The organism is Amycolatopsis vastitatis (assembly GCF_002234595.1).
Taxonomy (GTDB): domain Bacteria; phylum Actinomycetota; class Actinomycetes; order Mycobacteriales; family Pseudonocardiaceae; genus Amycolatopsis; species Amycolatopsis vastitatis.
On the sequence record NZ_NMUL01000064.1, the window covers coordinates 33218 to 52490 of the forward strand.

14 protein-coding genes are annotated in these 19273 nt (G+C 71.8%); 9 read left to right on the plus strand and 5 right to left on the minus strand.

Annotation, left to right across the window (positions count from 1 at the left end; genetic code table 11):
- The first annotated feature begins 68 nt into the window (after nucleotides 1-68).
- The 5 genes from cmk (at nucleotide 69) to CF165_RS43320 (ending at nucleotide 8606) form a co-directional block, all read left to right on the plus strand.
- The gene (gene cmk, locus CF165_RS43300; RefSeq protein ID WP_093953400.1) at nucleotides 69-773 is read left to right on the plus strand and encodes a (d)CMP kinase; all 705 of its coding nucleotides are present in this window, start codon (nucleotides 69-71) and stop codon (nucleotides 771-773) included.
- Nucleotides 770-1429: a lysophospholipid acyltransferase family protein gene (locus CF165_RS43305; RefSeq protein ID WP_205661157.1), complete on the plus strand. Its 660-nt coding sequence runs from the start codon at nucleotides 770-772 to the stop codon at nucleotides 1427-1429. The genes cmk and CF165_RS43305 overlap by 4 nt, the downstream gene beginning before the upstream one ends.
- A 17-nt stretch (nucleotides 1430-1446) precedes the next feature.
- On the plus strand, nucleotides 1447-2907 hold the full coding sequence (gene der / locus CF165_RS43310) for a ribosome biogenesis GTPase Der (RefSeq protein WP_167441749.1): 1461 nt from the start codon (nucleotides 1447-1449) through the stop codon (nucleotides 2905-2907).
- Nucleotides 2908-3225: 318 nt separating this feature from the next.
- Nucleotides 3226-7110, plus strand: a complete 3885-nt coding sequence (locus tag CF165_RS43315; protein WP_093953402.1) for a Pls/PosA family non-ribosomal peptide synthetase — start codon at nucleotides 3226-3228, stop codon at nucleotides 7108-7110.
- 80 nt (nucleotides 7111-7190) lie between these two features.
- Nucleotides 7191-8606 (plus strand): M1 family metallopeptidase, encoded by a 1416-nt coding sequence (locus CF165_RS43320; protein ID WP_093953403.1) that lies wholly within the window; start codon nucleotides 7191-7193, stop codon nucleotides 8604-8606.
- On the opposite strand, the gene CF165_RS43325 is transcribed toward CF165_RS43320, so the two are convergent.
- A complete protein-coding gene (locus tag CF165_RS43325; protein WP_093953404.1) occupies nucleotides 8603-9448 on the minus strand; it encodes a class I SAM-dependent methyltransferase in 846 nt (281 codons plus the stop codon). The genes CF165_RS43320 and CF165_RS43325 overlap by 4 nt on opposite strands.
- 55 nt (nucleotides 9449-9503) lie before the next feature.
- Between CF165_RS43325 and CF165_RS43330 the strand changes: the two genes are divergently transcribed.
- The 4 genes from CF165_RS43330 to CF165_RS43345 all read left to right on the plus strand — a co-directional run bounded on the left by CF165_RS43330 (nucleotide 9504) and on the right by CF165_RS43345 (nucleotide 15932).
- Complete coding sequence (locus CF165_RS43330; protein ID WP_093953405.1) at nucleotides 9504-10145, plus strand: TetR/AcrR family transcriptional regulator; 642 nt, start codon at nucleotides 9504-9506, stop codon at nucleotides 10143-10145.
- Between the two features lie 145 nt (nucleotides 10146-10290).
- Nucleotides 10291-12585, plus strand: coding sequence for a glycosyl hydrolase family 95 catalytic domain-containing protein (locus CF165_RS43335; protein ID WP_093953406.1), 2295 nt, complete (start codon nucleotides 10291-10293; stop codon nucleotides 12583-12585).
- 25 nt (nucleotides 12586-12610) lie between these two features.
- Complete coding sequence (locus CF165_RS43340) at nucleotides 12611-14896, plus strand: glycosyl hydrolase family 95 catalytic domain-containing protein (protein WP_093953407.1); 2286 nt, start codon at nucleotides 12611-12613, stop codon at nucleotides 14894-14896.
- 76 nt (nucleotides 14897-14972) lie between these two features.
- Nucleotides 14973-15932, plus strand: a complete 960-nt coding sequence (locus CF165_RS43345; protein WP_093953463.1) for a peptidylprolyl isomerase — start codon at nucleotides 14973-14975, stop codon at nucleotides 15930-15932.
- 155 nt (nucleotides 15933-16087) lie between these two features.
- Here the strand turns inward: CF165_RS43345 and CF165_RS43350 are convergent, their stop codons facing one another.
- The 4 genes from CF165_RS43350 to CF165_RS43365 are packed head-to-tail and all read right to left on the minus strand — an operon-like array spanning nucleotide 16088 to nucleotide 19255.
- Nucleotides 16088-16441, minus strand: a complete 354-nt coding sequence (locus tag CF165_RS43350) for a VOC family protein (protein WP_093953408.1) — start codon at nucleotides 16439-16441, stop codon at nucleotides 16088-16090.
- Nucleotides 16442-16458: 17 nt separating this feature from the next.
- Nucleotides 16459-17730: a right-handed parallel beta-helix repeat-containing protein gene (locus CF165_RS43355; RefSeq protein WP_093953409.1), complete on the minus strand. Its 1272-nt coding sequence runs from the start codon at nucleotides 17728-17730 to the stop codon at nucleotides 16459-16461.
- A gap of 43 nt (nucleotides 17731-17773) precedes the next feature.
- A complete protein-coding gene (locus CF165_RS51940; RefSeq protein WP_093953410.1) occupies nucleotides 17774-18676 on the minus strand; it encodes a phosphotransferase in 903 nt (300 codons plus the stop codon).
- A complete protein-coding gene (locus CF165_RS43365) occupies nucleotides 18677-19255 on the minus strand; it encodes a LuxR C-terminal-related transcriptional regulator (protein ID WP_093953411.1) in 579 nt (192 codons plus the stop codon).
- Nucleotides 19256-19273: the final 18 nt, after the last annotated feature.

Consider the following 19273-nt stretch of genomic DNA (forward strand, 5'->3'; position numbering starts at 1 on the left):
AGAATGGGGACAAAGCCGAACGGGACGAGAACGCGAGGAGAGTGCCGGTGACGGGAGCCCTACGTGGTGTGGTCGCGCTGGACGGCCCGTCGGGGACCGGGAAGACCACCGTCGCCCGCAAGCTCGCCCAGTGCCTCGGCGCCGGCTACCTCGACACCGGCGCGATGTACCGGATGGTCACCCTCGCCGTGCTGCGGGCCGGAGCCGACCCCGTCGACGCGGCCGCCGTCGCCGAGATCGCCGACCGCGCCGACTTCAGCATCGGCACCAGCCCCGACCGGCCCGAGATCCGCCTGGCCGGCGACGACGTCGCCGCCGACATCCGCGGGCCCGAGGTCACCAAGGCCGTTTCGCCCGTCTCGGCCGTGCCGCACGTACGTGAGCTGCTCGTCGCGCGGCAGCGGCGGATCATCGGCGAGGTGCTCGGCACCGTCGGCGGGATCGTCGTCGAGGGCCGGGACATCGGCACGGTCGTCGCGCCGGACTCGCCGCTCAAGGTCTTCCTGACCGCGTCGGCCGACGTCCGCGCGTCGCGCCGCAGCACCCAGGACACCGCGGCCGGGCGGAAGTCGTCGGTCGCCGACGCGCTGGCTTCGGTCGAGCGCCGCGACCACCTCGACTCGACCCGTACCGCCTCGCCCCTGCGCGCCGCCGACGACGCCGTGCACGTCGACACGTCCGAGCTGTCGATCGACCAGGTGATCGTCGCGCTGAGTGAGCTCGCCAGCCACCGCGGTCTGCTGGCGGGGTGCAACGCCGAGGTCGTGCGATGAGAGCTGACGGACTGCCTGAGGGCTCCGTCGGCGCACTCCACGACGCCGGGCGGGTCTTCGCCCGGTACCATCTGCGGTCGGCCTTCCGCATCCGCGTGCACGGCCGTGAGCGCATGCCCGCCACCGGGCCGGTGCTGGTGATCGCCAACCACAGTTCGATGATCGAACCGCAGCTGATCTTCGGAATGCTTCCGCGGCGTTCGGCGTTCCTGGTCAAGGCCGAGATGTTCGGCGGGATCGTCGGCAAGTTCATGCTGGCGATCGGGCAGATCCCGCTCAAGCGCGGCGAGATCGACCGCAAACCGCTGATGACCGCGGTCGGTGTCCTGAAGGACGGTGGTGTCGTCGGGATCTTCCCCGAGGGCACCCGCGGTGCCGGGGACGTCGGCGCGGCCGAACGCGGCGCGGCCTGGCTGGTCCGGGCCTCCGGCGCGACCGTGCTCCCGGTCGCGACGCGGGGCACGCGCAAGCCTGCCGACGGCAAGCGACGGTTCCGGCCACGGGTGGACATCCTCGTGGGCGAGCCGTTCTCGCTGAAGGTCGGACCCGGGAAAACCGGGCTCGACCAGGGCACCGAAGAGCTGCGCGGTGAGCTCGCGGCGCTCGTGAAGACTTTGGACGACTGGCGTGCCGAACACGGATTCGGCGCGGTATAAGGGAAATTGGGTCAGTGATGGAAGAGTACGACAGCGTCGGCGAAGTCGACGGCACCTGGTCGGAAGAGACCGAATTCGCCGCGCTCGACGCGCAGATCGAGGCGGCGGAAGCGGCCGAGGAGGCTGCCCTCGCGCAGCCGGTGCTCGCCGTCGTCGGTCGCCCGAACGTGGGCAAGTCGACGCTGGTCAACCGCATCCTCGGCCGCCGCGAAGCCGTCGTGCAAGACGTGCCGGGCGTGACCCGCGACCGCGTCGCCTACGACGCCTACTGGGGCGGGCGCAAGTTCACCCTGGTCGACACGGGCGGCTGGGAGCCGGACGCGACCGGGCTGCAGGCCTCCGTCGCCGCGCAGGCCGAGCTGGCCATGCAGACCGCCGACGCGGTCCTGCTGGTCATCGACGCTTCGGTCGGCGCCACGGCCACCGACGAAGCCGTCTCCAAGGTGCTGCGCCGCTCGAAGAAGCCGGTGCTGCTCGCGGCGAACAAGGTCGACGACGACCGGCTGCTCGCGGACACCGCGTCGCTGTGGTCGCTCGGCCTCGGCGAGCCGCACCCGGTCAGCGCGTTGCACGGCCGCAGCTCCGGCGACCTGCTCGACGCCATCCTCAAGGCCCTGCCCGAGTCGCCGCGCGAGGGCGGCGCCGCGACGTCGGGCCCGCGGCGCGTCGCGCTGGTCGGCAAGCCGAACGTCGGCAAGTCGAGCCTGCTGAACAAGCTGTCCGGCGAGGAGCGCTCGGTCGTCGACTCGGTGGCCGGCACCACGGTCGACCCGGTCGACTCGCTGGTCGAGCTGGACGGCGAGACCTGGCGGTTCGTCGACACCGCGGGCCTGCGCAAGCGCGTCAACTTCGCCGCCGGCGCGGAGTACTACGCCTCGCTGCGCACCAAGACCGCGATCGACGCGGCCGAGGTCGCGATCGTGCTGCTCGACGCGGCCGAGCCGCTGTCCGAGCAGGACCTGCGGGTGCTGACCATGGTCGTCGAGGCCGGCCGCGCCTGCGTGCTGGCGTTCAACAAGTGGGACCTGGTCGACGAGGACCGCCGCCACGCGATGGTCCGCGAGCTGGACCGCGGCCTGGTCCGCGTGCCGTGGGCCGAGAAGGTCAACATCTCGGCGCTGACCGGCCGTTCGGTGCGCAAGCTGGCGCCGGCGCTGCGCACGGCGCTGGCCTCGTGGGACAAGCGGGTGCCGACCGGCCAGCTCAACGCGTGGCTGTCCGACCTGGTCGCGGCCACCCCGCCGCCGGTCCGCTCGGGCAAGCAGCCGAAGGTGCTGTTCGCGACGCAGGCCGGCATCCGCCCGCCGACGCTGGTCCTGTTCACCACCGGCTTCCTCGAGGCGGGCTACCGCCGGTTCATCGAGCGCAAGTTCCGCGAGCAGTTCGGCTTCACCGGCAGCCCCGTCCGGGTGAATATCCGGGTCCGCGAAAAGAAGGCGAAGCCGAAGGTCGGCGGAAAAGCCGCCCGAACCCGGTGATTTCCTGACCCGTTTCGGACGACACGCGTGATCGGGAGGTCGACACGCGTGATCGGAGGGACGACACGGCGGATGTCCGGCCGGAACCCGTGTCGACCTTCCAATCACGCGTGCCGACCCTTCCGTCACGGTGGTTCGTCCGGAGCGTGAGGTCCGACACGCTAGCGTGATCCGGCGGATATCTTTCTTTCATCTTGCGTTAGAGTGGAAGGTCGTTGCGGGCGCCTCATTCAGGAGAGCGAGCCCGATTGAGGCTCCCGAAAGGTGAGTGGTGGGCTTGCGCGCCCATGGTTTTGTCCTGCCAGGGGTGAGTGGCCGATGACCGTCACCATCGAACCCGCCGAATCCGCCGCCGAGGTGACCCTCGCCCCGGTCGTCGGCCGCGCCCTCTTCTGGTCCGGTCCGGGCGCCGGTGAGCGCACCCTCCTCGACGTCCTCGCCGCCACGGCCGAGCGGTATCCGGCCGCCGCCGCGATCGACGACGGCACCACCACGCTCACCTACCGGCGGCTGCTCGAGGAGATCGACGCCTACGGGCGGCGCCTCAGGAGCTACGGCGTCGGCCTCGGCGACCGCGTCGGCATCCGGATCTCCTCCGGCACCGCCGAGCTGTACATCGCGATCCTCGCCACCCTGTCCGTCGGCGCCGCGTACGTGCCGGTCGACGCGGACGACCCGGACGAGCGCGCCGAGCTGGTCTTCGAAGAAGCCCAGGTCGCGGCGGTCGCCACCGACGGCAAGATCAACGTCCACAGCACGCCGGGCGGCCGCGACGGCGTCCCCGGCCCGGCCGACGACGCGTGGATCATCTTCACCTCCGGCTCCACCGGCAAGCCCAAGGGTGTCGCGGTCAGCCACGCGAGTGCCGCCGCCTTCGTCGACGCCGAAGCCGAGCTGTTCCTCACCGACGAGCCGATCGGCCCCGGCGACCGCGTCCTGGCCGGGTTGAGCGTCGCCTTCGACGCCTCCTGCGAAGAGATGTGGCTGGCCTGGCGCCACGGCGCCTGTCTGGTGCCCGCGCCCCGCGCGCTGGTCCGCACCGGCGTCGACCTCGGCCCGTGGCTGGTCGCGCAGCGCATCACCGTCGTCTCCACCGTGCCGACGCTGGCCGCGCTGTGGCCCGCCGACGCGCTCGAAGACGTCCGTCTGCTGATCTTCGGCGGCGAGGCTTGCCCGCCGGAACTGGCCGAGCGTGTCGCCGTCGAAGGCCGCGAAGTCTGGAACACCTACGGCCCGACCGAAGCCACCGTCGTCGCGTGCGCCGCTCAGCTGACCGGCGACGGCCCGGTCCGCATCGGCCTGCCGCTCGCCGGCTGGCAGCTCGCGGTCGTCAACGACGAGGGCGAGCCGGTCGCCATGGGGGAGACCGGCGAGCTCGTCATCGGCGGCGTCGGCCTGGCCCGCTACCTCGACGCGGCCAAGGACGCCGAGAAGTTCGCGCCGCTGCCGTCGCTGGGCTGGCAGCGCGCCTACCGCTCGGGCGACATGGTCCGCGCCGAAGAAGAAGGCCTGCTGTTCCTCGGCCGCCTCGACGAGCAGGTCAAGCTCGGCGGACGCCGCATCGAGCTGGGCGAGGTCGACGCCGCGCTGCAGGCCCTGCCGGGCGTGCAGGGCGCGGCCGCCGCGATCCGCCGCACCAAGGCGGGCAACCAGGTCCTGGTCGGGTACGTCGTCCCCGGCGGCGAGAGCTTCGACCTCGACCAAGCCGCGACGCGGCTGCGCGAGCACCTGCCCGCCGCGCTGGTGCCGCTGCTCGCCGTCGTCGACGACCTGCCGACCCGCACCTCCGGCAAGGTCGACCGCAACGCCCTCCCGTGGCCACTGTCCACAGTGGAAGCTTTCGGGCTGACCCCGACCGAGACGTGGCTCGCCGAAGGCTGGGCCGAAATCCTCGGTGTCTCGGTCGACAGCCCCAAGGCGGACTTCTTCACCCACGGCGGCGGCAGTCTGACGGCCGCCCAGGTGGTCGCCCGCATCCGCACCCGCCACCCCCAGATGTCGGTCGCCGACATCTACGCCCACCCCAAGCTGGGTGCGCTGGCCGCGATGCTGGACGCGCTGAGCGGCCAGGCCACCGAACGCCGGGACATCGCGCCGACGAAGCGCCGCGCCGGCGTCATCCAGACGCTGCTGATGGTCCCGCTGATGGGCCTCGTCGGGCTGCGCTGGGCGACGCTGGCCGCCGCGCTGTCGAACATCCTGTCCCTGCTCGGGTTCGCCTGGGCGCCGACGCTGAGCTGGGCCTGGATCGGCCTGGCCTGGGTGGTGCTGTTCAGCCCGGCGGGCCGGATCGCCATCGCCGCCGGCGGCGCTCGCGTGCTGCTGTCGGGGGTGCGTCCCGGCACCTACCCGCGCGGCGGGAGTGTCCACTTGCGACTGTGGACGGCCGAGAAGCTGGCCGAGTTCAGCGGCGCGGACAGCGTCGCCGGCGCGTCCTGGATGACGACGTACGCGAAGGCCCTCGGCGCGCGGATCGGCAAGGACGTCGACCTGCACTCGCCGCCGCCGGTCACCGGCTTCCTCAAGCTGGGCCGCGGTGCCGCGATCGAGCCCGAGGTCGACCTGACCGGGCACTGGGTCGACGGCGACGTCGTGCACATCGGCAAGGTCCACGTGGGCGCCGAAGCTCGTGTCGGCGCGCGCAGCACGCTGTTCCCGGGTGTCCGCATCGGCAAGGGCGCGGAAATCGCGGCGGGTTCGACGGTCCGCGGCGCCGTCCCGGCCGGGCAGCGCTGGGCCGGTTCGCCCGCCGCGCGCGTCGCCAAGGACGAGCGCGACGCGCTGAAGTGGCCGTCGAGCCGTCCGCCGCGGTCGCACTTCTGGGCCGCCGTCTACGGCGTGACGTCCCTGGCGCTCGGCTTCCTCCCCGGCGTGGCCGCGCTGGCTGGTGTCGCCGTGCTCGGCTACGCGATCGCGGGCGCCCCGACGCTCCTGGACGCCTTCACCCGCGCGCTGGTCTTCGTGCCGCTCGCGACCCTCGCGTACTTCGGCACGTACATGCTGCTCGTGCTCGTCGGCGTCCGGGCGCTGAGCATCGGCATGGTCGAGGGCTACCACCCGGTGCACGGCCGCGTCGCGTGGCAGGTCTGGGCCACCGAACGCCTGATGAGCATGGCCCGCGAAGGCCTGTTCCCGCTGTACGCCAGCCTGTTCACGCCGGTGTGGCTGCGGCTGCTCGGCGCGAAGGTCGGCCGCAACGTGGAGGCGTCGACCGTGCTGGCCCTGCCGAAGATGACCAAGGTCGACAGCGGCGCGTTCCTCGCCGACGACACCATGGTCGCCACCTACGAACTCGGCCACGGCTGGCTGCACGTCGCCCCCGCGCGCATCGGCAAGCAGGCGTTCCTCGGCAACTCGGGGATGACGGCGCCCGGCCGTTCGGTGCCGAAGCGCGGCCTGGTCGGCGTCCTGTCGTCGACGCCGCTGAAGGCGAAGAAGGGCTCGTCCTACCTCGGGATGCCGCCGCTGCCGGTCCGCCGCGCGATCGGCGACGCCGACACGAGCCGCACCTACACCCCGGCGCTGCACCTCAAGGCGGCGCGGGCGCTGGTCGAGCTGTGCCGGATCATCCCCGTCATGTGCGGTGTCGCGCTGACCGTCGTGGTCGCGTTCGGCCTGCTGTGGGCGGCGACGGCGTTCGGTTTCGGCGTCGCCCTGCTGCTGGCCGGGCCCGCGCTGCTGGCCGCCGGGATCGTCGCGGCGCTGACGGCGACGGCGATGAAGTGGCTGCTGGTCGGGAAGTTCCGCGAGATCGACCACCCGCTGTGGAGCTCCTTCGTCTGGCGCAACGAGCTGGCCGACACCTTCGTCGAGGCCCTCGCGGTGCCGTGGCTGATCGGCTCGGTCGGCGGCACCCCGCTGCTCACCGCCTGGCTGCGCACGATGGGGGTCAAGATCGGCCGCGGCGTCTGGCTGGAGACATACTGGCTGCCCGAAGCCGACCTCGTCGAGCTGGGCGACGGCGCGACGATCAACCGCGGCTGCGTCGTGCAGACGCACCTGTTCCACGACCGGATCATGAGCATGTCGAGCGTGACCCTCGGCGAGGGCGCGACGCTCGGCCCGCACGGCATCGTGCTGCCCGGCGCCGGCATCGGGGCGCGCACCACGGTCGGCCCGGGCTCGCTGGTGACCCGCGGCGACGAGGTGCCCGCCGACACCCGCTGGCTGGGCAACCCGATCTCCGCGTGGACCGGTAAGTAACGAAAGCAGGTCCAGGCGCGCCGGACTCACCCGTCCGTGCGAGCCTGGTTCCAGCACGCACGACGAAAGGTTCGCCACGGGTGATTTCGAAGGCTCCCGCTCCCGGCGCGGACACCTCCGGCGACCCCTACCTGCCCGCGCACGGCAACGGCGGCTACCGCGTCCGCCACTACGACCTGAACCTCGACTACAAGGTCGCGCCGAACCGGCTGTCGGCCTCGGCGGTGATCACGGCCGAGGCGACGCAGGCGCTTTCCCGCGTCAGCTTCGACTTCGCCGACTTCCGGATCAACCGCGTGCTGGTCGACGGCAAGCCCGCGAAGTACCTCAAGCGCGGTGCGAAGCTGCACGTCAAGCCGGTGAAGTCGATCCCGGCGGGTACCGGGTTCACCGTCGAGGTCCACTACGTCGGCAACCCGCGCCCGGTGGGGAGCCGCTGGGGTGACGTCGGCTGGGACGAGCTGACCGACGGCGCGCTGGTGGCGAGCCAGCCGGTCGGCGCGCCGTCGTGGTTCCCCTGCAACGACCACCCGTCGGACAAGGCCGCCTACCGGGTGAGCGTGACGACGGCGTCGCCGTACCTGGTCGCGGTCACCGGCACGCTGGTCGAGCGGTCCACCGCGGCCAGCACCACGAAGTGGGTCTACGAACGGCGTGAGCCGACGGCGACGTACCTGATGAGCGTGCAGATCGGCCGCTACGACGAGGTCGAGCTGACCGGCCGCGGCTGGTTCCCGCACAGCGGGGTGGGGCTGCGCCGGCTGAGTCTCGGCATCGGGCGCGCGAGCGGGCAGGTGGAGTCGGTCTTCGAGACGGTGCCGCAGCGGGCCGCCGTGCCGCCGCGGCTGCGTCGCGCGTTCGACCGCGACTTCGGGCGCCAGGGCCGGATGATGGAGTTCCTGCAGCGGCTGTTCGGCGCGTACCCGTTCGCCGAGTACGTCATCGTCGTCACCGACGACGACCTCGACGACCCGATCGAGGCGCAGGGCATGGCGATCTTCGGCGCCAACCACGTCGACGGCCGCCGCACCCACGAGCGGCTCGTGCTGCACGAGCTGGCCCACCAGTGGTTCGGCAACAGCCTGACGGTGGCCGACTGGCGGCACATCTGGCTCAACGAGGGCTTCGCGACCTACGCCGAGTGGCTGTGGTCGGAGGAGTCCGGCGGCCAGTCCGCTTCGGCGCTGGCTCGCGGCTGGTACACGCGGATCAAGGCCAAGCCGGCGGACGTCCGCATCGCCGACCCGGGCGTGTCCCGGATGTTCGACGAGCGGGTCTACAAGCGCGGCGGGCTGACGTTGCACGCGCTGCGGGCGGAGATCGGGGACCCGGCGTTCTTCGCGCTGCTGAAGTCGTGGGCCGAGGAGCACCGGCACGGGCTGGTCACGACCGAAGCGTTCGTGGCCGCGGCGGAAGCGCACGCGGGCCGCTCGCTGGGCGCGTTCTTCACCCGCTGGCTGGACACGCCGGCGCTGCCGCCGCTGCCGGGCACTTAGAGGGTGCCGGGGCGGGTGGCGCTGACCATCCAGACCGCGCCGGAGATGCGGACGCCTTCGGAGGTCTCGAACGCCGCGAGGTCCGCCCGCAGCTGCTCTCGCGTCCGCGCGACGACGCTCGGCTCGAGTGCGGCCAGGTTGCTGCGAACGGACCCTTGGCCGAGGATGAAGTCGGCCGCGTCGGCGGCGTCACGTCCGTAGTCCATGGGTGCGGTGACCGGTTCGATGCCGATGCCGGTGAACCCGGCCGCTTCGAGCACCGCGCGGATCCGGGCCGGGTCGACCAGCGAGCCCATCCCCCGCGAGGCGGGCGACGGCTCGCGCATCAAGGGCCGCAGCGCCGTGGTGGCGCGGGCGTAGGCACTGTCCGGAGTGCCGCGCTGCGGGCCCATGAACACCAGCCGCCCGGCGGGGCGCAGTCCTCGCCGGACGTTGGCGAAGGCGGCCACGGCATCTTCGAAGAACATCACCCCGCCGCGGCTGATCGCGACGTCGAAGCCGGCGTCCGGAAAGGGGTGGACCTGGGCGTCACCCTGGTCGAACCGGGCGTTGGCCAAGCCCTGGGCCGCCGCGTCGGCACGGGCGACGTCCAGCATCGGGGCCGAAAGGTCGATACCGACGACGTGTCCCTCCGTCGCCCGCCGCGCCGCCAGCAGCGTGACCTGTCCCGTGCCGCAGCCGATGTCGAGAACGCGGTGGTCCGGGGCGATCGCGGCGCTCTGGAAGAGCTCGTCGTTGAACGCGGCGACGATCGCGTTGTAGCGGGCGCGGTTCCGCGCCCAGTGGGCGCCTTCCCAGCCGTTCCAGGCGTCGGCCTGCCGGGTGTTCGCGATGGTGGGCATGCGGTCCTCCGGGGTGGCGATAACTAGAGTTGAACTCTAGAAGTACACTCTAGTAATGGAGCAGCGCAAGGCCGGGCCGAAGAAAGTCCGTGACGCCGCGCGGACGCGCCGGCGCATGCTGGAGGCCGCGCAGGAGCTGTTCGTGCGCAACGGATACGGCGCGACGACCCTCAAGGAGATCGCCGACCGGGCCGGGGTGGCCGTGCAGACGATCTACTTCACTTTCGGCAACAAGCGTGTGCTGCTCAAGGAACTGGTCGACGTGGCGATCGCGGGGGACGCCGAGCCGGTCGCGACGATGGACCGGCCGTGGTTCCGGGAGGCTCTCGCGGCCACGACCGCCGACGCCCACCTGCGGCTGCACGTCCGCGGAACGCGCGGGATCCTCGAGCGCGTCGCCCCGATCACGGAGATGCTGCGTGCCGCCGCCGCGAGCGATCCGGCGGTCGCCGAGCAGTGGCCCGGCGAAACCGACCCGAGGTTCGCCGTCCACCTGGCCGCCGCCCGCTCGCTGGTGGTCAAACCGGGGGCGCGCGCCGGGGTGACCGCCGAGCACGCCGCCGATCTGCTGTTCGGGCTGCTCAGTCCGGAGCTCTACCGGCTGTTCGTCCGCGACCGTGGCTGGTCGCTCGACCGGTGGGAGCGGTGGGCGACGGAAACCCTGATCGCCCAGCTGTGCCTCGAACGAGCGGGCTGATAAGTCACCTGCACCCCCGATTCATCGGATGTATCTGCCGCTTTCTGGGTGAACATCTCTGGCCTTTTGGGCACCTCTCTGCAAGTATGGCCGGACGCCGCCGCATGATCTCGCCGAAACGTAGTATGAATTCGGAGGATGCTTCATGGACGCAGTGTCCCGGCGGACGGTGCTCCGCTCGGCCTCGGTCCTGGCCGGGGCCGCGGCCTTCGGGGGTCTGTGGGCCCGCGCGGCGCCGCCCGCGCTCGCCGTCGGGGGGAACCCGCACTCCGGCGTCGCCGCCGATGCCCGGATGGTCTGGCGGCGGCTGCCGAAGAACTGGCAGGAAGGCCCGTTCCTCGCCAACGGCTACCTCGGCGCCCAGGTCTACGCCGGGGCGACGCCGCAGGTGCTCAAGGTGATGCTGAGCCACACCCAGGTGCAGGACCAGCGGATCCAGTGGGAAGCGGGCATCGGGCTGTCCCGGCTGCCGATCGGTTTCCTCACGCTCACCCTGGCCGGTGCGGTCACCGCCGTCGACTGGACGCTCGACCTGTACAACGCCGAACTGGGCGGCACCATCACCACCACCCAGGGCTCGGTCGCCTTCTCCGCCGTCGTGCACAACGACCTCGGCGTGCTGCTCGTCTCCCTGACGCCGAGCGCCGGCGAAACGAGCGCCGCCTGGGCGTTCCAGCCGCTGGAGTCGGCGACCACCCGGACCGTCCGCAAGCCGCCGGAGTACATCGCGAACCCCGCACCCCAGGCCGGGGACGGGTACTGCGCCCAGCCGATGCTCGCCGGGGGCGGGTACACGACGGCTTGGCGGGAACGCGCGATCGGGGCGCGGCGGCTGTTCGCGGCGGCCGTCGCGTACAGCTTCCCGGGCACGACGCACACGGCGGACGCCCTGAACGCCGTCCAGAAAGCGCTTGCCGCGAACCCCGACGTCCTGCTCGCCCGCCACCGCCGCTGGTGGAACGACTACCACCGGCGCAGCTTCGTTTCGGTGCCGGACAAGCAGGTCCAGCGGTTCTACTGGATCCAGCTGTACAAGATCGCGGCCGCCACGCGCGCGGACGGGCCGGTCGTGTCCGAGTGGGGGCCGTGGTTCCCCGAAGTCGGCAACAGCTGGACCGCGGTCTGGTGGAACCTCAACGTCCAGGTCACCTACCCGATCGTCAACAGCAGCAACCACCCCGAACTCGACGCCGTCACCGAGACCTTCCGGCGCGACCACGCGAACCTCGAGGTGTCCGTCCCGCCCGCCTACCGCGACGGCGACACCTACGCCCTCTCGCACCCGGGTGACTGGCGGCTGCGTCCCGGCGGCACGCGCTCGGTGGGCGTCCCCGGGACGACGTCCAAGACCGATCAGACCGGGAACCTGTTGTGGGGCTTGCACAACGTGTGGCTGGCCTACCGGCACCACCTGGACGGGCGCGTGCTCCGCGACGTCCTGTACCCGACGCTGGCGAAGGCGCTCAACTTCTACCGCCACGTCCTGTTCACCGGACCGGACGGGTTCCTGCACCTGCCGCTGACCCGGTCGCCGGAGTACGCCGACGCGCCGGACTGCACCTACGACCTGTCGCTGATCCGGTGGGCGGCGCGCACGCTCGTCGACTCCGCCCGGATCCTCTGCCTTGACGAACCGCGCGTGCCGATCTGGCGGGAAATCGGCGCGAAGCTCGTGCCGTACCACGAAGACCCCGCCAACGGCGTGCTGATCGGCGACGGCGTTCCGCTGGCCGCGTCGCACCGGCACTTCTCGCACCTGCTGTGGCTGTACCCGCTGCGGGAGAAGGTCTGGGACCGGGCGGGCGACCGCGACATCATGACGCGGACGTTCAACCACTGGATCGCCGACCAGACGGCGTGGCACGGCTACAGCTACGCGGCCGCGTCGTCGATGAGTTCGGTGATGGACGCGCCCGAAGAAGCGCTGCGGTACCTGAAGTTCTTCCTCGACCGGAACGTCGTGGCCGACACCGAGCTGACCGCGAACACGATGTACCGCGAGGGCTCGAACTTCGCGATCGAAAGCCCGATCACCGCGGCGCAGTCCGTTGTGGACATGCTGATGCAGGGCTCCGGCGGCGTGCTCAAGATCTTCCCGTCGGTGTCGGCGACCTGGCGGGACGCCTCGATCGCGGGCCTGCGCGCGGAAGGCGCGTTCCTCGTGGACGCCTCCCGCCGCGACGGCTCGACGGAGTTCGTCCGCGTCCACAGCGAAGCCGGTGAGCCGCTGGTGCTCCAGCACGGCGTCACCGGGGACGTCGACGTCCGCGACGAATACGGCAGGCGGCTGCCGTGGCGTGCGGCGGGACCCGGGCGGATCGCGATCGGGTTGCGCCGCGGCGGCACCGCCGTCGTCACCCCGCGAGGCTCGCGTCCGGGCTTCGCGCCGCGCGACGTTCCCGCGCTCGGCCCGGCACCGGCGTGGGGCCTGCCGAGCTGAATCCTGCTTTCGACAAGGAGGTCGAATGGACATCACCCGCAGAACCGTGCTCGGCGGGGCGCTCGCCGGGCTGGCCGTGGGCGCGGCCGGCATCACCCCCGCCTTCGGCGAAGCGGCCGCGGCACCCGGCAGCGACGACTTCGGCTGGGCCGGGTTCGTGGGCACCGCGGACCTGTACTGGCGGCGGCTGCCGAAGACCTGGTACGAGGGACCGTTCCTGGGCAACGGGTTCCTCGGCTCGGGCATTTACGCCGAGCCCGGGCAGAACGCGATCCGGTTCAACGTCCAGCACAGCCAGGTGCAGGACCACCGGCCGGAGTTCGGCTCGCTGTTCGGCCTGGCCCGGTTGCCGATCGGGTACTTCACGCTCGAACCGGTCGGCGCGATCACCGCGATCGACTGGCGGATGGACCTCTGGAACGCCGAGCTGACCGGCACGATCACGACGGCGGCGGGGAGCCTGAGCCTGCGCGCCATCGTCCACACCGGACAGTCGTTGCTCGCCGTCGAAATCCGGCCGTCCGAAGGGGAGCGGGCGTTCAAGTGGGTGTTCCACCCGGCGGTCGCGGTCAGCCCGCGCGCCGACCCGGTGTGGAACAAGCCGCCGCCGGCCGGGTACACCGCGAACCCGCCGGTCCAGCTGTCGGCGAGCGGTGACGCGCAGCTGGCCGTCCAGCCGCTGCTGGCCGGCGGCGAGCACGTGACGGCCTGGCGGGAGGTCACGCGCGGTGGCGCGCGGACGCTGTACACGTCGGTGGCGTGGTCGCACCCGGAGAAGACGTCGGTGGCGCGGGCGTTGGGCACGGTCCGCCGGGCGCTTCCGTTCGGCGCGCTGACCCAGGACCACCGGCGCTGGTGGCACGACTACTACCGGCGGAGCTTCCTGTCCATTCCGGACACCCGGCTGCAGAGCTTCTACTGGATCCAGCTGTACAAGGTCGCGTCGGCGGCCCGGCGGGAGGCGCCGGTGATGGCGACCTCGGGGCCGTGGCTGGAGAACACGCCGTGGCCGGCGACGTGGTGGAACCTCAACGTCCAGCTCGAATACTGGCTGATCCACGGCTCCAACCACCTGGAGCTCGACGCCGTCAGCTACGCGCTCGGCAAGTACCGCGGCAATCTCGTCAGCCAGGTCGCTTCGCCGTACCAAGCCGACTCCGCGGGCATCCCGCGCACGACGGACATGACCCTGCTCAACGGCGTTTCGAACGCCACCAGCGGGTTCCCCGTCGGCATCCCGGGGCAGGACACGCCCACCCCGGAGGTCGGGAACCTGACCTGGGCACTGCACAACGTGTGGCTGTCCTACCGGCACACGATGGACCGGCAGCTGCTGCGGGACACGCTGGTCCCGTTGCTGCGCCGGGCGATCAACTACTACCTGCACTTCCTCGCACCGGGCCCGGACGGGAAGCTGCACCTGCCGCCGACGTTCTCGCCGGAGTACGGCGTCAACGCCCCGGACTGCAACTACGACCTGTCGCTGATCCGCTGGGGCTGCAAGACGCTGTTGCAGCACGCGCCCGCCGATCCGCTGGCGGCGAAGTGGCGGAACGTCCTGGCGACGCTGGTGGACTACCCGGCCGACGTCAACGGCTACATGATCGGCGCCGGGGTGCCGTTCGCGAAGTCGCACCGGCACTACTCGCACCTGCTGCAGATCTACCCGCTCTACGACGTCACGTGGGAGCAGCCGGAGCACCGGCAGATCATCGAGACGTCGCTGAACCACTGGGTCGGCTTCGAGGGTGCGCTGCAGGGCTACACGTTCACCGGGGCCGCGTCGATCTCGGCGCAGATGCTGCGCGGCGACCAGGCCGCGTTCTACCTCGGCGAGCTGCAGCGGCGGTACATCCAGCCGAACACGATGTACAAGGAGTCCGGGCCGGTCATCGAGACGCCGCTTTCGGCGGCGAAGTCCCTCCAGGACATGCTGGTGCAGAGCTGGGACGGCGTGCTCCGCCTGTTCCCCGCCGTGCCGTCGGCGTGGGGCGACGTCGCGTTGCGGGACTTCCGCACCGAAGGCGCGTTCCTGCTCAGCGCGTCCCGGGCCGGCGGGAAGACGCGGTGGCTGAAGGTGCACAGCGAAGCCGGGGCGCCGTGCGTGCTGCGGCCGGGCATCGACGGCGAGCTCGCGGTGACCGACGCGCGCGGCCGGGCGCGCCGCTGGCGACGGCTGGCCAACGGGGACGTCCAGGTCGAGCTCGGGTGCGGAGAGGACGCCTTCGTGTACCGGAAGGGCGACAAACCGGACTTCGGCGTCCGGCCGGTCGCGCCGGGCGGGCCGAGCGTGCCCTGGGGACTGCCCTAGCGGGAGCTCCTTCCCGGATTCCCCTCCCGGGAGGAGGCTTACCCGGCACAATGGGCGGCCGACGAGGGGAGTGTGGATGAGCGAGCCGGGGGGACCGGGGCAGCGGCCCGAGGAGCAGTGGCCGCCGTACTCGTACCCGCAGCACCAGCCGTACCCGCAGCAACACCAGTATCCGCCGTGGCAGCCGCCGGTGCCGCCGAAGAAGGCGTCACCGGCCGCTGTCGTGCTGGTCAGCGGGTCGGCGGTGGTCGTCATCCTGATGACGCTGGCGTTCCTGGCCTGGGGCTACCCCGGTTTCCTGCGCGATCCCGACGTGAAGACCCTGCCCGGGATCTCGCCGGGCGGCTCGGCGACGCTCGCGTCGCCCACGCCGACGATCACGACCCCGAGCACCCCGGTGGCGCTCCCGGGCGGCCGCGCCCCGATGCCGAAGCGGACGAAGCCGCTGGCCAACCCGGTGACCTGCGCGTTCACCCCCGACTCCGGCTCGCCGGCACCGAAGAAGGTGGCGTTGCCGCCCGACGGCCCGGCACCGTCGTCGGGGACGGCCGAAGTGCGGCTGGCGACGAGCGCGGGCGACATCGGGCTCACGCTGGACCGCGCGCTGGCGCCGTGCACGGTCGTGAACTTCCTGAGCCTGGCGAAGCAGGGCTTCTACGACGGCACGTCGTGCCACCGGCTGTCGGTGACGGCCGGGCTGCAGATGCTGCAGTGCGGCGACCCGGTCGGCGACGGCACCGGCGGCCCCGGCTACACGATCCGCGACGAGGTGTTCCCGGAGCTGACGTACGGCCGTGGCGTCCTCGCCATGGCGAAGACGAACCAGCCGGACTCGGGCGGCTCCCAGTTCTTCCTGGTCTACGGCGAGATCAACATCCCACCCGAGTACACGGTCTTCGGCAGCATCGACGACGCCGGCCTCGAAGTCGTCGACAAGGTCGCCCGCGGCGGCATCGACCAGTCCAAGCCGGGCATCGGCGACGGCAGCGGCCCCCCGAAGATCCCGGTCAAGTTCACCCACGTCACCACCCCGTGACGGAAGCGCCGACACGCGTGATTGAGAGGTCGACACGCGTGATTGAAGGGTCGACACGAGCCATCGCGGCTGGGTTCGGCGTGTCGTCGCTCCAGTCACGCGTGTCGACCCTCTGATCACGCGTGTCGACTCCTCAAGCACGGCGAGAGGTGGTGTCAGGCGGGTTGCCAGAGCTCGATGCGGTTGCCTTCGGGGTCGGTGACCCAGCCGAAGCGGCCGACGCCGTCCATGTCCTGGGTTTCGGTGGCGACGTCGGCGCCTTGGGCGCGCAGCTGGGTGAGCATCGCGTCCAGGTCGCGGACCCGGAAGTTGAGCATGGTCCGCTGGGACGGCGAGCCGAAGTAGTCCGTCTCCGCCTCGAACGGCGCGAAGACCGTGGGGCCCGCCTCCGGGTACCACACGCCGTTTTCGTCGGTGTCGAGGCCGAGGCAGTCGCGGTACCAGGCCCCCAGGGCGGCCGGGTCCTGCGCGCGGATGAAGTACCCGCCGATTCCAAGCACACGTTCCATGCCGGGAGCTTGCCAGCTCAGCCGGTGAACTGGTAGGCGCCCGCGTCGATCCGGGTGCCGACGGTGTTGCCGTCGACGTCGATGCTCGCGTACTTCGTCGTGCCTAGGCCGATCGCCGGGCTGCCCGCGGTGAGGACGAGGTTGGTGGCCGAGGTGAACTTCGGGTCCGCGACCTTGTCCGTGGCGCCCGGGGTGAACTGCCGCTGACCGCCGTAGAAGACGTTGTGGTCGGTCGCGGTCCAGCCGGTGTCGGCGTACCCGATCTTCATCGCGGCCTGGATGACGTTCTGCGTGAGCTTCAGCGTCCGGTTCGTGCAGCCGCCGTAGCAGACGAAGCCCTCGGACTCGGCGTTGCTCAGCCGGATGGAGTTGTTGCGGAAGATCGTGCCGGTCACCGGGCCGTTCTGGTCGCCGGCGTCGCGCGTCACGATGCCGCCGCGGGTCTTGGCGCCGAAGACGGCGTTGTATTCGTAGACGTTGTCGCGGGACACGCCGTCCGGGTCGTCGGAGTAGGTGCCCAGCTCGGTGAAGGACTCGTTGTCCTCGGAAATGTTGTGGTGGATGATGTTGTCCGAGCCGTAGAAGAGCTCGACGGCCGCGCCGTCCAGGCCGCCGAAGTCGTCGCTCACCGCGATCGACCCGCTGATCCGGTTCCAGCCGATGTCGGAACCGTTGCCCTGCACCAGGATCCCGAAGGCGCCCGAGTCGTCGCTGCCGCCCGGGGTCACCCTGGTCATGTGGTTGTTGTCGACGAGGTCGTTCTGCGTGACCTCGGTGCCGTCGGCCGACGGCGCGATGTAGATGCCCGCGCCGGCACCGGTGATGTAGTTCGACAGGACCTTGTCGTGGTCGCCGCCCACCTCGACGCCGGCCCAGGAGCAGCGCCCGGCGTCGGCCGCGACGCCGACCTGCAGGTCCTGCACCCAGAGGTAGTCGCCGGGCAGGTTGACGCAGGCTTCGTCGTTGCCCTGCACGACCGGGCGGGCGCCGTCGCCGTAGGCGCCGATCTTCACCGGCGCCGACGCCGACCCGGACCCGCGCACGGCGAGCCCGCCGCTCCAGGTCCGGCCGCGGCGCAGCAGCACGGTTTGCCCGGGCTCGAGTTTGGTGGCGGCGACCTTGGCGAGGGACTTCCACGGCGCGGCCTGGGTCCCGGCCGCGTTGTCGTTGCCGAGGGCCTGATCGACGTAGTAGGTGGTCGGCGCCGCGGCGGCGCCGGTGGCGGTGACCGTGGTGGCCGCGAGGGCGGCGAACACGCCGAGGGAGAGCAGTTTCCACTGGTTCGACATGGCCCGCGACGCTAACCCGGGCGCGTACACGAGCCGTACAAGCTCAAGCGTTCGCCCGGCGAAGCCGTTCGGCCGCCTGGACGCGGACGGCCTCTCCGCACACCGGGCGGTCGCCGTGCAGGGCCTCCCAGCGGGCGTGGTGCGTCGCCGGCCAGAGGCCGGCCGCCCACGCGATCTCCCGTTCCTCGTCGGTGAACCGGCGTCCGCGCAGGTCCTGGTACGCCGCCAGGAACGCGGCCGAACTCTCGATCGGCGCCAGCGTCGGCGGCGTGACGCTGGCGAACATCCCGCACGCCGCTCCCGCCAGCGCCGCCTCCGGCTGCCACGCCAGGCTGTCCCAGTCGTCCACCGACCGGATGTCCCCGTCGCGCCAGCGGAGGTTCTGGGCTTCGAAGTCGGCGTGGCCGAGCACGCACGGCAGTTCTGCCGCCAGCAGCCGCTTTCGTGCCCGCGTCGCCGCTTCGACGACGTCCGCGGGCACGACGCTCTGGTCCCGTTCGTCGAGGAAGCCGATCGACGGCCACAGCCCCGGATCCGCGTGGTCCCACCGGGCCCAGCGCGGGTTCGGCAGCGGCGGCGGGACGGTCACGCCGGTCAGTTCGGCCATCAGCCGGGTGAAAACCGCCGCGCAGCGCACCGCGACGTCCGGGGTGCCGCCCGGCAGCGGGGCGCCGCCGGGGCGGAACTCCTCGGCGTGCACAGCCAGCGCACCGACGGCGATCACGGGCGTGAGCGGCCGCGGGCACGGGAATCCCCGTTCCGCCAGCCTGGCCTGCGCGGTGACGCACGCGGCGGCCCGGCCCTCGTCCTCGCGCGCCTTGACCACGACCTCCCGCCCGTCGGCCAGCCGCAGCCCGACTACGTCCGACAGGGACCGTCGTTCGAACAACACGGCCGCGGGCTCGGCGCCGAGATGGTCAGCGCACCACGACGCGAGCCAGTCCACTCAGCGGTCCCTGGCCACGAGCGCCGCCTGCGTGCGGCTGGTGACGCCGAGCTTGGCCAGCACGTTGCCGACGTGCACCTTCACCGTCCGCTCGGCCAGCCGGAGCCGGACCGCTATGTCCTTATTGGACAATCCGTCGCCGAGCAGCTCGAGCACGTCCCGCTCGCGCGGCGTCAGCGAACCGCCCGCGCCCAGCGCCGACGCCACCGCGGGACTCAGCGCGGTCACCCCTTGGTGCGCGGCCCGGACGGCGGCCGCGAGCTCGTCACCGGAAGAGTCCTTCAGCACGAACCCGGCCGCGCCCGCGCTGAGGGCTTCGCGGATCTCCCGGGGACGGCCGACCGTGGTCAGCATCAGCACGCGCGGCGACGCGGGCCCGAGCCGGCGCAGGACTTCGAGGCCGTCCATCCCGGGCAGGTAGAGGTCGAGCAGCACGACGTCGGCGTCGACGGACGAGGTGAGCAGCTCTGGCCCGCTCGCGTACTGCCCGACGACGTCGAGGTCCGGCCGCGCGCCCAGGATCAGCGCGATCCCCTCGCGCACCAGCGCGTGGTCGTCGACGACCTGAACGCGGATCATGCTTCGCACTCTACTGTC